The organism is Erwinia oleae (genome assembly GCF_000770305.1).
GTDB lineage: Bacteria > Pseudomonadota > Gammaproteobacteria > Enterobacterales > Enterobacteriaceae > Erwinia > Erwinia oleae.
The window spans coordinates 65,539-80,345 of record NZ_JNVB01000011.1 but is presented as its reverse complement, the minus strand read 5'-3'; the positions used below and the strand labels follow the sequence as shown (position 1 = coordinate 80,345).

Genomic DNA, 14,807 nt, shown 5'->3' with positions numbered 1-14,807 from the left:
GAGTTCAACGGGTCGATGCAACGCTATCCTTAATCAAGGGGGGGACGTTGCAATGAAACGAAGAACGCGCATTTACTACACGCCCGAACAGAAAGCGATTATCTGGGACAGATATAAGCAAGGTGATTCTCTGCATGATATCGCCAGAATGTTCGACAGATACCACTCTTCTATAATGCCCACTATTCACCAGACTGGTGGATACCGTCCCCCTGTCCGAAAGCGACACCGATTAGCGCTTTCGCTGGATGAAAGAGAAGAGATATCCAGAGGGCTTGTAGCAAAACGCAGCATCAGGGACATCGCTGCCAAATTATCAAGAGCTCCCTCAACGATTAGCCGCGAGATCAAGAGGAACGGAGGTGCAAAACAATATCGTGCAGCAAAAGCGGATGCTACTGCACGGGAAAGTGCCCTGAGACCAAAACCCTGCAAACTAATTGAAAGCCCCACATTGTGTAAAATCATTGCAGAGAAGATGCATCAGGACTGGTCGCCGGAACAAATCGCCGGTTGGCTAAAACGCTGTTATCCGGATAATCAGGAAATGCATGTGTCACACGAAACAATTTATAAAACGCTTTTTGTACAAACCCGGGGAGCATTAAAAAAAGAGCTGCAGCAATGCCTCAGAAGCGGAAGAACAGTGCGTAGATCCAGAACGTCATCGCTTAAAGGGAAAGGATTAGGGTCAATTTCGAACACGATACCTATCAGCGAAAGGCCACCTGAGGCCGCTGACAGAGCCATTCCAGGTCATTGGGAAGGTGACTTGATTCAGGGCTCGAAAAACTCCTATATCATCACCCTCGTAGAACGTCATTCCCGTTTTGTTATGCTGGCGAAGATCAGAGACAACAAGACCATAACGGTTATATCTGCACTCATCAGACAAGCCCGGGAATTACCTGCTGAGCTTTATAAAACATTAACTTGGGATCGTGGCGCTGAAATGACCAGCCACACACGATTTACTGTAGCGACAGACATTCAGATTTATTTCTGTGACCCTCAATCTCCCTGGCAACGTGGCTCAAATGAAAATACGAACAGATTGCTCAGACAATATTTTCCAAAAGGAACTGACTTATCGGTTCACAGCCAGCAAAGACTTAACAGTGTTGCCAGACAGCTCAACGAAAGGCCGAGAAAAACGCTAGACTATGAATCACCCGCAGACCGGTTCAATAAGTGTGTTGCGTCCATCAGTTGAACTCACAGCGAGAAGCGGACATTGGTACAATGTTGCGATGAATGAGTTTAAGGTTGATGCTTATATTTAGCTTTATATAAAAACATACCATCTTAAAAAAGAGGCCTTTTTTTATATCTTAAACCCAAGTGTTTTTTATAAGGGAGTAGGGCGTTTGTTGTGTTTCCTATAATATGCACCATGGCTTGGTTTGCTATTTTTATATTTAGTTCCTCAACAGTATCTTTATCGATATAGTTCACGCCTGGAGAAAATCGTTTTGAATTACATATGATGTAGGCTATGCGTGGTGAAATTGGGTAGTAAAAGTCAGCATGCTCAGGCGCGATAAAATCTGTCTCTGAGACACATGAGTGCACGTTAACGACTGGATGATCTGATGTTATGAAAGGTAGCCCGGTATCGTTTACCAATAATGAATGTATATCTTCATTACGACTTGAATATAAACTCCACCCAACATTCATCCCAAACATGTAGCTTATAAACCACCAGGCATGAACAATCGTGTCGGATACTTTTATTTCAAGATTATTACGACGAGGCTGAGCATGAAACACTGCGTCCCTGAAAGGCTTTGTACGCGTAATTTGATGACCAAAAAACATCATGAATTCAATCATGTGCTGTTTATCATGAAGTATATCAAGCCTTTCATTTGCGAGCGCTTCTAATATCGATAGTGCCTCCAATTCATGAGATGAATGGAGATTCTCCATTAAGTTGCACTTTGTCGCATGAAGAAGTGCTTCCGCTTCCTGATCTTGTTTACCAGAAGCCCTATACATAGCCTCTAATCTTTGCAGTTTAAGGACGTCATCTAGGTAGGAAATGTGTTGAGTATGGAGATGGCTGGGGCTTTTTCGAGAGAAGGCCTTAATTATATCAACGTTCTCGCTAGTAAGCGTTGTTGTTTTATAGAAAAAGTCGTCAGCAGCTATTGCACGTACACTGTCGCAGGCAATCTTTCCAGTCTTTGTTGTATAGAAAACATTTTTTGTACCATTACCCCAGCGCGTTAGGTAATTCGCCCAAACATAATGGTGTCTCTTCTTAGCTTCAATGCTTTTTCGTAACATGAGAATCAATTCCTTAAGAGGCTATCCTTAAAGCTTCTCTGTTTAAACAAAAATAGTCAATCACGTCATTTGTTGCCAAGCTACGGTCGGCAAAACTTGGCTGCGACATCATAGTTTTTAGAATCATTAAATGTCCGCTCCTGGCACAAAACGGACGAAGGCTAAGAGCAAATCTTTGGATCTCTCATGTAGATTTGTTTGTTGTAGTCGTATCTCGTCTTAATAGAGTGGACTTCCCATTACCAGGAGAGTAGGGCCACATGATGAGACTCCTTTTCGAACCCAATTCCCGTATTTTTCACCATCAGCGTCCATCAGGCAGCAAAAGTGCAGGGCGGGGGACATACTGATGCTGAAGGCTTTTCTCCGATATTTGCCTATTTCATCTGGCAGTAACAATAAGCTTGAAGAGTCTGCTTCCTCCGTTGCTCCCGTTCCCGAGGGTTATCATGCACCGGTGCAGGCTCGCGAGCAGCTTGCTCTGCCGCATCGTGTAAAGTGGTTGCAGATGCTGTGGGATTACTCATCGTTACCAAAAGAAATGTATCAGCAGTATTACCTGCGCCCGCTTGAGCGCTGCGTTACCCTGATGCAGCAGTTCCCGGCCACGGAGAACGGGCATCATACCTGCCTGGGCGGGATGGTGGATTATCTGCTGGAAACCACGGCGTACGCCGCGCGCTTGTCGAAAAGCCACCTGCTGCCCATCGATGCACCGCCAGAAGAGCAGGCGACGCAGAGTGCGGCCTGGAATGCGGTGATTGTCTATGCCGCAATGGTGCAGTCACTGGATGGACTGAGTCAGATTGAGATTGAGCTGGAGAGCGGTAAACGATGGTTGCCGCTGACGTCCAGCCCCGAAGAACATTATCGTTTTCGCTTCAGATCGGTTACCGATGCCCATCTGGCCCAGAGCCAGGGAGCTATGCGGGCGTGGAAAATTATCCCGGATGAAGCACTACACTGGTTAAATAACTGGCCGCAGGCGCTTAACGTGCTGTCGCTTTATCTGTCCGGGTTTCGCAATGAGTCGGGGGTCATCAACGCTATCGTATCGGAAGCCATCCGGATATCGACCGGAAACGTATTCGAGGTGCAGATCAGCACCCTGTCAGCAACATCACTTCCGACCGCATTACCTGAAGTCGTTTTGTCGCCAGCCGTCAGTGCTCCTGATGTGAAGTCTGTTTCCGTCCCCCCTGCCGAAAGTTCGGGGCCGCTAACGCTAGTATCCGCACTGGACAATACATTATCTTCATTCCGGCCACCTGCCGGAACCGCTGAAGAAATGCCATCTCAGGAAGAGGATGTGGCGGGGGAACTGCTGGCCGTGATGGGGCTTGTGGTCAGTACCACTCCGGACGGTGAGGAAACAACGGTGATTACGGCTCTGCCCGAGCCAAAAGACACTACTGCTTCTGGTTCATCAGATCTCGGTGAAAAATTCTGGCAGTGGCTGAGTGACGGATGCCGTTCCGGGCGTTTTCTGGTCAATATCCCCGATGCCAGAATACATATTATCGCCACCTGGGTTTTTATCCGTACTCCGGGTATTTTTCATCAATTTTTGCAGGAAAATAACCATCCCGCCTCCGATAAATCCGTTTTGCAAAATGCGTTTGAACGTCTGGGCAGGCACCGGCAGGACAAGGGTGCCATGTATACCTGTCATCTGTACCAGGATTGTGAGAAGAAGGGGCGTTTCAGCAAACTGAGCGGCTATCTTATCCTTGCCAGTAAACTTTATGAGCGTCATAACATCCCGGGGGAGAACCCTTTATTGGTCATTAAACAGCAAAATAACCAGGGAGTTATGCCATGAATGGAATGACATTCGAGCAGTTAATGGAACAATATTTTTTCAGCAATTCTGTCCGCCCAGCAACGGAGTGGAGCTACCGAAAAGTGGTACGAACCTTCCAGAGATTTACCCGGCAATTACCTGATGAAATCGATAACCGTCTCGTGCTTGAGTGGCGCAGATATGTGCTTACTGAGCTGAAGCTGGAAGCCTGTACCTGGAATAATAAGGTCACGCATATGCGGGCGCTATTTAATTTCGGTATGAAGAACGGAATTCTGGCCCACAAGGAAAACCCATTCAATAAAGCCGTTGTCCGGACAGGAAAAAAGAAGAAGAAAACGCTTTCAAAGGCGCAGGTTAAAACGGTTTATCGCCTGATGGATCAACACCATGAACGGGAGCGATTATTTGCGCAATCCTGTGCAATGAGCATGCGGGCCAATGCCTGTTATCCTGCCTGGTTTTGGCTGGCAGTCCTGGATACGCTGAGCTATACCGGGATGCGCCAAAATCAACTCCTGCATGTGCGGCTGTGTGACGTCAATCTGGAGGAGCGCTGGATTGATGTAATTTCGGAGGGTTCAAAGAACCACCGGGAATTTCGAGTCCCGATTACGTCTGTTTTATATCCGCGACTGGAGATCGTACTGGAACGTTCATTTGCAGCAGGGGCGGAACCAGAAGCGCAGCTTTTCAACGTAGGCCGTTTTGACCTGCGGCGGAAATCGCAGCCTGCTTCAGAGGAGCGTAACGTGGAGATGGGTATCTATCCAATACGGGCTTTCTTCCGGCGCATTTCAAGAGAGTGTCGGTTTGCTGTCAGCCCCCACCGTTTTCGACACACAGTAGCGACCAACCTGATGAAGTCGCCGGATCGAAATATTCAGGCGGTAAAACGTCTGCTGGGCCATTCCAGCTTACGATCCACGCTGGAGTACATTGATGAAGATATTGATTCGCTGCGTGACATTCTGGAACAGGAGCTGGGAAGATGAGATGTCAGAGAATGATAATATACCCTTGACACAATTTGACATTTTCAGATGAAGGCTGTAAAAGTCGTATGAGAAATAGCCCGCTTGCTGTAACAGGCGGGCTTTTCAAGAGCCTTTTACTCAACAACCGGGTAATGGTTACCACATGATAAAACCAACCATTGAACCTTCGGTTATTTCGCGTTTCTGGACTCGCTAGAACCTGTCAATTTTTCATCCTGAAGAACTGACAAGCGCTTCTGAATAAGTGGTGCCCGGACTCGGAATCGAACCAAGGACACGGGGATTTTCAATCCCCTGCTCTACCGACTGAGCTATCCGGGCAACGGGCCGCATTAAACCTTACTGTCTGAATGGCGTCAATGGCTTTATCACGGAAACGTAATCAGTTGCGCTCTTTTCAATCATTTATGAGAGGAAATGCCACTTTTCTGCGCATATTTCTGCCTGTGTGGCCCTTTACGACAGCCGTTCCGCCTTGAACCTGAAGATGAAAAGTGCCATTATTGCGCACTTCCTGACGCATTCAACCGATAACTTCCAGAGGCCGCCGCCATGAGAAAATCGCTGCTGATACTGAGCGCAGTTTCCCACGCTTCGTCGCGCGCGCGTCACTTCCTGCTGAACACCCCGCGCATTATGCGGTGAGGTCTCCTTAAGCCTGACTTTTGGCCATGCGTAAAAACAGACGCGATCTGATTTTACTGATGTCTGGCGGTCAGTGCCGAAACCATTCTGCTGGCTACTATCCAGACTCCATCGCCGGGCGAGGGCTCCGCCTTCTCCCATTGCCGTGCCTTTGGCACCCACTCATCCTTGACCGTTAGGGATTTGTGCTATGACACCACTGAAAATTGCGGCCAGCACCACCGTGGCTATTCACCTCCAGACCGGTCGCGAAGTTGTGACGCTGGATAACACTGATTTTACCGATGTGGCGGCGGTTGTTGTTTCCGTTTCCGATTCACGCAGCGGTGTGCTGACGCTGCTGCGCCAGACCGGCTTCGACTTGCCGGTGTTTATTGCAGTGGATGAGGCAGAGCAGGCGCAGGATTTGCCATCGGTTACCGGCGTATTGACCGGCGATGAGAGCGATGCCGCGCTGCTTGAAGCCGCTGCGGCAGATTATCAGGCGAAACTGCTGCCGCCGTTCTTCCAGACGCTGACCAAATATGTCGCGATGGATAACAGCACCTTCGCCTGTCCGGGCCATCAGGGCGGCGCATTTTTTAAGAAGCACCCGGCGGGACGTCAGTTTTATGACTTTTTCGGCGAGAACATCTTTCGTGCCGATATGTGCAACGCCGACGTCAAGCTCGGAGATCTGTTGATCCACGAAGGATCGGCCAAGGACGCGCAGAAGTATGCGGCGAAAGTCTTCAACGCCGATAAAACCTACTTTGTTCTTAACGGCACCTCCAGCGCTAATAAAGTGGTCACCAATGCGTTGCTTACGCGTGACGATCTGGTGCTGTTCGATCGTAATAACCATAAATCGAACCATCACGGCGCGCTGATTCAGGCCGGCGCCACGCCGGTTTACCTTGAAACGGCGCGTAATCCTTTTGGTTTTATCGGTGGTATCGATGCGCACTGCTTTGACGAAGCGTGGATACGCCAACAAATAAAAGAACGCGCACCGGGCCGGGAAAACGACGCGCGACCTTTTCGCCTGGCGGTGATCCAGCTCGGCACCTATGACGGTACGGTCTACAACGCCCGCAAAGTCATCGACAGCATTGGACACCTGTGCGACTACATCCTGTTTGACTCCGCATGGGTAGGCTACGAGCAGTTTATCCCGGTTATGGAAGCCTGTTCACCGCTGCTTCTTGAGCTGAACCCTGACGATCCGGGCATTTTTGTCACCCAGTCGGTGCACAAACAACAGGCGGGCTTCTCGCAGACGTCGCAGATCCATAAAAAGGATAATCACATCCGTGGACAGCAGCGTTTTTGCAGCCACAAGCGGCTGAATAACGCTTTTATGCTGCACGCCTCGACCAGCCCGTTTTATCCGCTTTTCGCCGCGCTGGATATCAACGCCAGAATGCATCAGGGCGAGGCGGGCCGCCGCCTCTGGCATGATTGCGTCACGCTGGGGATTGATGCGCGCAAAGCCATTCTTCAGAAGTGCGAAATGATTAAGCCTTTTCTGCCCAACGAGGTGGACGGGCAGCCGTGGCAGGATGCGCCTACGGCGACGATCGCAGCCGATCCCCGCTACTTCAGCTTTGCACCCGGCGCTGAATGGCACGGTTTTGCCGGCTATGAGAAAGATCAGTATCTGATCGATCCCTGCAAGCTGCTGCTGACCACGCCGGGCATTGATGCTGCCAGCGGGCAGTACGCCTCTTTTGGCATCCCGGCCACCATTCTGGCGAATTACCTGCGGGAAAATGGCGTGGTGCCGGAAAAATGCGATCTCAATTCGATTCTCTTCCTGCTGACGCCCGCCGAAAGCGTGGAAAAAATGGCGCGGCTGGTCAGCAAGCTGGCGCAGTTTGAGCAGCACATGCGCGAAGATGCGCTGCTGCGCGACGTGCTGCCGACCATTTACCGTAAAAATGCCGCACGCTATGAAGGCTATACGCTGCGCCGCCTCTGTCAGGAGATGCACCAGCTTTATGTCAGCCACGGCGTGAAGGATTTGCAGAAAGCGATGTTCCGTCAGGAGAGCCTGCCGAAGGTGGTAATGAATCCGCAGGACGCCAATCGGGAATTTATTCGCGGCAACGTTGAGCTGGTGCCCATCGCGCAGGCGCAGGGGCGAATTGCCGCTGAAGGCGCGCTGCCTTATCCGCCGGGCGTGCTTTGCGTGGTGCCCGGCGAAGAATGGGGCGGTGCGGTGCAGCGCTACTTCCTTGCGCTGGAAGAGGGGCTTAACCTGCTGCCGGGCTTTTCACCTGAGCTTCAGGGCGTCTACGCCGAAGCAGACGAGGCCGGTAGTAAGCGTCTCGTTAGCTATATGATCAACGCGTAACCGCCGTGCGGGCATCGGTACTCGCCGATGCTCGCACGGCTTCTGCATCCTCATAGCCCTGACGAATGATGGCTTTAGCGATCCATTTGCCAATATCCTGCAACTGCCGATCGTCGCAGCCCCAGATATCTTTCATCACCAGAAAGATCTCCGAACCGTACACCAGCGACAGTGACTTGATCACCCGTTCGACTATTTCCTTCGGCAGCTCCTGATGAAGCGGCTCCATCACATGCTGCAACAGCGCCTTACGGTTTCCCCTCACCAGCCGCTCTTTGTCGCTGTTTTCTGCCGATCTCGACTGCGCCCACTGCGTCAGAGAGAGATGCAGCGCCGCGCGCAGCGTGCCTTCGTGCTCCAGCAGGCGCGGAAAAGCAAAAGAGAGCAGCTCGTCGATACGTTCGCCCGGATCGGTGCGCGTGGCGCGCCAGCTTTTCATCGGGCTGAGCGTTTCGGTCACCACCGCAGAAACCAGCGCGCTTTGCGAAGGAAAATAACGGTAAGCCGTCGCGCGTGAAAGTCGCGCTTCCTGAGCAACTTCAGTAATGGATGGAAATGCGCCGCCGTCGAACATCCTGATAGCCGTCTCAATCAGCAAACGACGCGTTCTTATTCGGGTGGCAGAAAATTTTTTCCCCTCCACCGATTCCCTTTGCTCCACGTTAACCTCTTATCTGTTTGGTCAATGAATGATACTGGTCAATAACGCCGTTATAAGTTTAGTCAATCTGCTGGCTGATTCGGCATTACATTCGATTGATTTATGATTAATTAAAATGATACTGTTATCTCATAGCAATGAGCCTGAGTTTTTCTCAACGTTATTCACTTTCTTTATTATAGCTTAATCAAGGCGTTATTTCGTCTGATAACAGGGTGTTGTTATGACTAAGCGTAAAAATACAGGTTTCATCTACGTTGTCGCTACCGCAGATACTAAAGTAAAAGAACTGTTTTTCGTCAGCCAACTGATAGCCAAAACCGGCGTTGAGGTTGTCACGGTCGATCTTTCCACGCAGATCAATCCATCGCCTGCGGGGGTCGATTTCCCCGCTGAGATGATTGCCGATCTCCATCCGCAGGGGCGTGAAGCGGTGTTTTGCGGCGACAGAGGCAAAGCGATCGACGCAATGGCGTTAGCGTTTAAGATCTTTATCGCCCAGCGATCCGATCTACTGGGCATTATCGGCCTTGGCGGCTCAGGCGGAACGGCGTTGATTACCCCCGCCATGCAGACGCTGCCAATCGGCGTACCAAAGATCATGGTATCCACCATGGTCTCGGGCGACATCGCCCGTTATATCGGCTCCAGCGATATCGCCATGCTCTATTCGGTAACCGATGTCGCCGGACTTAACCGTATCTCCCGACGCGTATTGGGCAATGCCGCCCATCAGATTGCCGGCGCGGTACTGTTTCAACAGGATGAGAACGAACAGGACAAACCCGCTCTTGGACTGACTATGTTTGGCGTGACTACGCCCTGTATCCAGAACGTCAGTGCTGAACTGGAGGCGGATTATGACTGCCTGGTGTTCCATGCAACCGGCAGCGGCGGTAATGCGATGGAAAAACTGACCGACAGCCGCATGCTGACGGGGCTGCTGGATCTGACCACCACAGAAGTCTGCGATCTGCTGTTTGGCGGTGTACTCGCCTGCGACGACACGCGCTTTGATGCGATTGCGAATACCGGCACGCCGTGCGTTATCTCCTGCGGCGCGCTGGATATGGTCAATTTTGGACACGCGACCTCCGTACCGGAAAAATACGCCGATCGCCTTTTTTATCATCACAATGCACAGGTCACGCTGATGCGTACCACGCCCGACGAAAACGTGCGCATGGCAGAGTGGATAGCGGAAAAGCTGAACCGCTGCGAAGGCGATGTCGTGGTGCTGATCCCTGAAGGCGGTTTCTCCGCGCTGGATAAAGCGGGGCAGCCTTTCTGGTCGCCCGAGGCGGACAGGGCGTTTATCGATACGCTGGAAGCCGATCTCAAACAGACGGATCGCCGCAGGATTGTGCGTCTTCCGTGGCATATCAACGATCAACAGTTTGCCAGCGCGGCGGTCAGCCATTTCCGCGCGCTGGTTGAAAAGGCAGTCTGAAATGATATTTAGTCGTGAAAAGATACTGGAAAACTTTAAGGCGATGATCGCGCGCCGTGAGCCGATCATTGGCGGCGGCGCGGGCACCGGTCTGTCTGCCCGCTGCGAGGAAGCAGGCGGAATCGATCTGATTGTTATCTACAACTCCGGGCGCTACCGGATGGCGGGAAGGGGATCGCTGGCCGGGCTGCTGGCCTATGGCAATGCCAATGACATCGTGGTGGATATGGCAAAAGAGGTTCTGCCGGTGGTGAAAAAAACGCCGGTGCTGGCTGGCGTAAACGGCACCGATCCGTTTTGCCAGTTCGATCTCTTTCTCGACCGGCTGAAGGCGATGGGCTTCTCCGGCGTGCAAAATTTCCCCACCGTCGGCCTGATCGATGGCAACTTCCGCGCCAACCTTGAGGAGACCGGCATGGGGTACGGGCTGGAGGTTGAGATGATCCGCCTGGCGCATCAGAAAGGGCTGCTCACTACGCCTTACGTCTTCAGCTCGGAAGATGCGGTGGCAATGACCGAAGCGGGTGCGGATATTATCGTGGCGCACATGGGGCTGACCACCGGCGGGAACATTGGCGCGGAAACGGCATTTAAGTTAGCGGACTGCGTGCCGCTTATTAATCAGTGGGCAAAGGACGCAAAAGCCATACGCGAAGATGTCATCGTGTTATGTCATGGAGGACCGATCTCCAGTCCGGATGATGCGCAGTACATTCTGCATCACTGCCCGCAGTGCGATGGTTTTTACGGCGCGAGCTCCATGGAACGTTTGCCGACGGAAATCGCACTGACTGAAACGACAAAATCATTCAAACAATTGAGTCGATAAGAATCTCCAACACCAGGGGATGTTCTTTAGCGGTGGACCCCGGTCCACCGCTTTTTTTATGCGCTAGTAACGGTGATAGCTCTTCTGCGCGTTGCTGACCTTGTAAAGGTAACGACGTGATTCGGCGGAAGGGTGGCGAGTGGCGAGCGTCTGATAAACTTCAGACGGCGACAGCGTGTTGATATTATCGAATGCCCGATTTTTATCGCTGGAGAAAACGCGCAGCACACTGCCCGCGCCGCCGTTATAGGCGGTGATCACCGCGTAGCGACGCGACGTCGGATTGGCGATGCCGGACAGATAGCTACCCTGGAGAAGTGACAGATAGGCCGTTCCGGCATCGATATTATTTTCAGGGTCGAGCAGATAGCTGCGGCTCGGCTTGCCCGATTTGCCCTTCATACGAAAGACGTCGACGCCCGCCGTATGCTGAACCACCTGCATCAGACCGAGCGCGTCCGAATGGCTGACCGCGTAAGGGTTGAAGCTGGATTCAATCTGCATAATCGCCAGGATCAGCGACTGATCGACGCCATATTTGGCGGCGGCTTCGCGCACCATCGGCAGGTATTTATGCGCACGCTTATCCAGATGGTTTGGCACCATCGGAATGGTGACCGACCAGATGACGTGCAGACCGGACTGGCGCCGCTGGAGCTTGTTCTGGATCAGGTAGTCGGCAAAGCTTGCTGCGCGGCCCTGCCAGCGGATTGCCTGACCGGTGTTGTCCAGTACCTGGCCATAAAGCAGCGGCTCTTTACCCAACTGGATATCGTTGGCGTCGGAATAGAGATCGACGTTGCCGGGATCTTCGCCAACCAGCAGGGTGGTGATAATCGCCTGACGCAGGCTGGCCGTCGGATCGGTTCCGGCGATGGTTTCAATGGTGATGGAGCCCGCGTCGAAGTTAATATGGCTGCGCGTGTAATACTGATCGCTGTATTTTACGTAGTCTTTAGGGCCGGCGATCAGCACCTCATTGATGCCCCAGATATTTTCAATATTATGGGCAAACTGACCCATTAAAATGTCGAATCCGTTGGTATCCTTCACCCATTCTTCGTGAAAAACCGCTTTTTTGTTACCGGAACAGGATATTAACAGCGGGGCAATAACCAGCAAACCTATCAGCTTCTTGTTCATCTTATTCTGCATCGCCCAAATTGAGCGGGCCTCATTAATGAGGCCCAACGATTATTCTTCTGGCGGGGTATAACCTTCGATGTGCACATCATGACCTTCAAACAAAAACTTGATCATCTCCTGTTCAAGCTGTTTGCGATCGTCCGGGTTCATCATGCTCAGTTTCTTCTCATTAATCAGCATGGTCTGCTTGCTCATCCACTGCGACCACGCCTCTTTTGAGATCTCATTATAGATACGTTTACCCGTTTCGCCGGGGTAGAGCTGAAAGTCCTGACCTTCAGCGTCACGTTGCAGGAACGTGCAAAAAATGGTTCTGCTCATTACTCTTCCTCTTCTGTTGCGCGCATGCTCATTGCTATCTGTTGCGGCTGACGCAACTGTTGTAGCAGGCGTTCCACCGGAGCGGCCAGGCCGACTGACGGCGGCTGGGCTAAGTTATACCAGAGACCTGCGCCTTCATCCATTGCCGCGCCCGCTGAAGGCAGCGCCAGCCACATTGGCACAATGTCCAGATGGAAATGGCTGAAGGTGTGACGAAAGGCGATGCCCTGTTGCACTTTGCTCGCGTCAATATGGCGCTGATGCAACCACGCTTCCAGCTCCGGCTCAGTGGCAAACTGCGGGAAACAAAACAGTCCGCCCCACAGGCCGACCGGCGGACGCTGTTCAAGCCAGACGTTATCGCCGTGCTGCATCATCAGCATCCAGCCGGTTCTCTCCGGCAGGATCTGCTTTGGTTTTTTGCCGGGGTAGCTGGCGCAGGTGCCGTGGGCGTAAGCGATGCAGCCGTGACTCAGCGGACAGATTTCGCATTTTGGACGCGAACGCGTGCAGACCGTCGCGCCGAGATCCATCATCGCCTGATTAAACTGGCTCACACCCTCAGCCGGTGTCACCGCCTCGCTGAGCTGCCACAGCTGCTTCTCCACCTCTTTTTTGCCCGGCCAGCCGGACACGGCGTAACAGCGCGCCAGCACGCGCTTCACGTTACCGTCAAGAATCGGAAAATGCTGGCCCAGCGCCAGTGAAAGAATGGCGCCAGCGGTCGAACGGCCAACGCCGGGCAGATCCGCCACCGCGTCAAAGGTTTGTGGAAAAACGCCGCCGTGCTTTTCCGCCACCGTTTTAGCTGCTTTATGCAGGTTACGCGCGCGGGCGTAGTAGCCAAGGCCGGTCCAAAGATGCAGCACTTCATCCAGCGGCGCGTTGGCCAGATCGGTAATCGTAGGAAAACGCGCCATAAATCTTTGAAAATAGGGGATAACCGTGGCGACCTGTGTCTGTTGCAGCATTACCTCGGAGAGCCAGACTTTGTAAGGCGTTTTTTCGAGCTGCCAGGGAAGGGTTTTGCGGCCAAACCGCTGATACCAGTCCAGGACCTGCCGTGAGAACTGCGGCGCCTGCATCATATTAAAGAGGTTTCCCCGATAGTTGAAAATCTGGCTGGGATTCCAGCACAGACCAACTATGCTGTAAACCGGAAGTTTCCGGGGCTTGCTTAACCGTCGTAACTTTGCATAATGCCCGTTTTCCAGATACCGCAGACCAGCAGGCAGAAATATGAATAATGATGTCATTTCCCCGGAGTTTGATGAAAACGGACGGCCAATGCGCCGTATTCGTAGCTTCGTTCGTCGCCAGGGCCGACTGACCAAAGGTCAGCAGCAGGCGCTGGATACGCTTTGGCCTGTGATGGGCGTGGAGTACCAGCCTGAACCCGTTGACCTGGCGGCTCTTTTTGGTCGCGATGCGCCGGTGGTGCTGGAAATCGGTTTTGGTATGGGCGCGTCGCTGGTGAGTATGGCGCAGGCCAAACCGCAGCAGAATTTCCTGGGTATTGAAGTGCATTCGCCGGGTGTAGGCGCCTGCCTGGCCAGCGCGCAGGAAGCGGGCGTGGAGAATCTGCGCGTTATGTGCCACGATGCGGTTGAAGTGCTGGAGAATATGATCCCGGATAATTCGCTGCTGATGGTGCAGCTTTTCTTCCCCGATCCCTGGCACAAAGCGCGCCACAACAAGCGCCGTATCGTGCAGGTGCCGTTCGCCGAACTGGTGATGCGCAAGTTGAAACCCGGCGGTGTGTTCCATATGGCAACCGACTGGGAGGCCTACGCGCAGCATATGCTTGAAGTCATGAGCAGCATTGACGGTTATAAAAATCAGTCGATGACGCAGGATTACGTGCCGCGTCCGGAAACGCGTCCGCTAACAAAATTTGAGCAGCGCGGCCAGCGTCTGGGCCACGGTGTTTGGGATCTGATGTTTGAGAGGATTAAATAATGGCTACCCAACGCAGTCGTCGTTTACGCAAGAAAATGCACATTGATGAGTTTCAGGAACTGGGCTTCTCGGTGGCGTTTAGTTTCCCGGAAGGCAGCAGCAGCGAAACTATCGACGAAACCGTCGACGCGCTGATTAATGAAGCGATCGAACCCAACGGCCTGGCCTTTGACGGCAGCGGCTATTTGCAGTGGGAAGGGCTGGTCTGCCTGCAACAGACCGGAAAGTGCACCGAAGAGCACCGCGAGCTGGTGCGGAAATGGCTGGAAGACCGCAAACTTGGCAACGTGCAGGTGACCGAACTTTTTGACGTCTGGTGGGGCTGATACCTTAACAGATGTCCGATGGAGCAACACGGCTTCCTCTC

Annotated in this window: 13 protein-coding genes and 1 tRNA gene; 8 read left to right on the top strand and 6 right to left on the bottom strand. The window is 52.4% G+C overall.

Annotated features, from left to right (window positions below; all coding sequences use genetic code 11):
- Positions 1 to 52 precede the first annotated feature (52 nt).
- Positions 53 to 1,213 carry an IS30 family transposase gene (locus GS12_RS05675; protein WP_034944746.1) on the top strand — a complete coding sequence of 387 codons (1,161 nt, stop codon included), beginning with the start codon at positions 53 to 55 and terminating at the stop codon, positions 1,211 to 1,213.
- A 92-nt stretch (positions 1,214 to 1,305) separates the two neighbouring features.
- On the opposite strand, the gene GS12_RS05670 is transcribed toward GS12_RS05675, so the two are convergent.
- Complete coding sequence (locus tag GS12_RS05670) at positions 1,306 to 2,292, bottom strand: DUF4238 domain-containing protein (protein WP_034944743.1); 987 nt, start codon at positions 2,290 to 2,292, stop codon at positions 1,306 to 1,308.
- Between the two features lie 373 nt (positions 2,293 to 2,665).
- Between GS12_RS05670 and GS12_RS22945 the strand changes: the two genes are divergently transcribed.
- Entirely contained in the window at positions 2,666 to 4,114 is a 1,449-nt protein-coding gene (locus GS12_RS22945) for a TraI domain-containing protein (protein WP_235421084.1), read from the top strand.
- The gene (locus GS12_RS05660) at positions 4,111 to 5,091 is read left to right on the top strand and encodes a tyrosine-type recombinase/integrase (RefSeq protein ID WP_034944740.1); all 981 of its coding nucleotides are present in this window, start codon (positions 4,111 to 4,113) and stop codon (positions 5,089 to 5,091) included. The genes GS12_RS22945 and GS12_RS05660 overlap by 4 nt, the downstream gene beginning before the upstream one ends.
- A 248-nt stretch (positions 5,092 to 5,339) precedes the next feature.
- On the opposite strand, the gene GS12_RS05655 is transcribed toward GS12_RS05660, so the two are convergent.
- A tRNA-Phe gene (locus GS12_RS05655) sits at positions 5,340 to 5,415 on the bottom strand.
- 514 nt (positions 5,416 to 5,929) lie between these two features.
- On the opposite strand from GS12_RS05655, the gene GS12_RS05645 reads away from it, so the two are divergent.
- Complete coding sequence (locus GS12_RS05645) at positions 5,930 to 8,074, top strand: ornithine decarboxylase (RefSeq protein ID WP_034944734.1); 2,145 nt, start codon at positions 5,930 to 5,932, stop codon at positions 8,072 to 8,074.
- Here the strand turns inward: GS12_RS05645 and GS12_RS05640 are convergent.
- On the bottom strand, positions 8,064 to 8,735 hold the full coding sequence (locus GS12_RS05640; protein WP_052118362.1) for a TetR/AcrR family transcriptional regulator: 672 nt from the start codon (positions 8,733 to 8,735) through the stop codon (positions 8,064 to 8,066). The genes GS12_RS05645 and GS12_RS05640 overlap by 11 nt on opposite strands.
- A gap of 223 nt (positions 8,736 to 8,958) precedes the next feature.
- Between GS12_RS05640 and GS12_RS05635 the strand changes: the two genes are divergently transcribed.
- Positions 8,959 to 10,185: a Tm-1-like ATP-binding domain-containing protein gene (locus tag GS12_RS05635; RefSeq protein ID WP_034944728.1), complete on the top strand. Its 1,227-nt coding sequence runs from the start codon at positions 8,959 to 8,961 to the stop codon at positions 10,183 to 10,185.
- 1 nt (position 10,186) lies between these two features.
- Positions 10,187 to 11,014, top strand: coding sequence for a phosphoenolpyruvate hydrolase family protein (locus tag GS12_RS05630; protein WP_034944725.1), 828 nt, complete (start codon positions 10,187 to 10,189; stop codon positions 11,012 to 11,014).
- Positions 11,015 to 11,077: 63 nt separating this feature from the next.
- On the opposite strand, the gene mltC is transcribed toward GS12_RS05630, so the two are convergent.
- Genes mltC through mutY form a run of 3 tightly spaced genes read right to left on the bottom strand, consistent with a single transcriptional unit; the run spans position 11,078 to position 13,569 of the window.
- A complete protein-coding gene (mltC, locus tag GS12_RS05625; RefSeq protein ID WP_034944749.1) occupies positions 11,078 to 12,157 on the bottom strand; it encodes a membrane-bound lytic murein transglycosylase MltC in 1,080 nt (359 codons plus the stop codon).
- Between the two features lie 51 nt (positions 12,158 to 12,208).
- Entirely contained in the window at positions 12,209 to 12,481 is a 273-nt protein-coding gene (locus tag GS12_RS05620) for an oxidative damage protection protein (protein ID WP_034916893.1), read from the bottom strand.
- Positions 12,481 to 13,569: an A/G-specific adenine glycosylase gene (gene mutY, locus GS12_RS05615; protein WP_034944723.1), complete on the bottom strand. Its 1,089-nt coding sequence runs from the start codon at positions 13,567 to 13,569 to the stop codon at positions 12,481 to 12,483. Before mutY ends, GS12_RS05620 begins: the two co-directional genes overlap by 1 nt.
- Positions 13,570 to 13,720: 151 nt before the next feature.
- On the opposite strand from mutY, the gene trmB reads away from it, so the two are divergent.
- Both trmB and GS12_RS05605 read left to right on the top strand, forming a co-directional pair.
- A complete protein-coding gene (trmB, locus tag GS12_RS05610; protein WP_034944720.1) occupies positions 13,721 to 14,440 on the top strand; it encodes a tRNA (guanosine(46)-N7)-methyltransferase TrmB in 720 nt (239 codons plus the stop codon).
- The gene (locus GS12_RS05605) at positions 14,440 to 14,766 is read left to right on the top strand and encodes a YggL family protein (protein ID WP_034944717.1); all 327 of its coding nucleotides are present in this window, start codon (positions 14,440 to 14,442) and stop codon (positions 14,764 to 14,766) included. Before trmB ends, GS12_RS05605 begins: the two co-directional genes overlap by 1 nt.
- The last annotated feature ends 41 nt before the right edge of the window (positions 14,767 to 14,807 follow it).

Coding starts and splice junctions, on each gene's coding strand:
- GS12_RS05620 (WP_034916893.1), bottom strand. CDS start 12,481: ATGAGCAGAACCATTTTTTGCACGTTCCTGCAACGTGACGCTGAAGGT.
- trmB (WP_034944720.1), top strand. CDS start 13,721: ATGAATAATGATGTCATTTCCCCGGAGTTTGATGAAAACGGACGGCCA.
- GS12_RS05660 (WP_034944740.1), top strand. CDS start 4,111: ATGAATGGAATGACATTCGAGCAGTTAATGGAACAATATTTTTTCAGC.
- GS12_RS05635 (WP_034944728.1), top strand. CDS start 8,959: ATGACTAAGCGTAAAAATACAGGTTTCATCTACGTTGTCGCTACCGCA.
- mutY (WP_034944723.1), bottom strand. CDS start 13,569: ATGATGCAGGCGCCGCAGTTCTCACGGCAGGTCCTGGACTGGTATCAG.
- GS12_RS05630 (WP_034944725.1), top strand. CDS start 10,187: ATGATATTTAGTCGTGAAAAGATACTGGAAAACTTTAAGGCGATGATC.
- GS12_RS05605 (WP_034944717.1), top strand. CDS start 14,440: ATGGCTACCCAACGCAGTCGTCGTTTACGCAAGAAAATGCACATTGAT.
- GS12_RS05670 (WP_034944743.1), bottom strand. CDS start 2,292: ATGTTACGAAAAAGCATTGAAGCTAAGAAGAGACACCATTATGTTTGG.
- mltC (WP_034944749.1), bottom strand. CDS start 12,157: ATGAACAAGAAGCTGATAGGTTTGCTGGTTATTGCCCCGCTGTTAATA.
- GS12_RS05645 (WP_034944734.1), top strand. CDS start 5,930: ATGACACCACTGAAAATTGCGGCCAGCACCACCGTGGCTATTCACCTC.
- GS12_RS05675 (WP_034944746.1), top strand. CDS start 53: ATGAAACGAAGAACGCGCATTTACTACACGCCCGAACAGAAAGCGATT.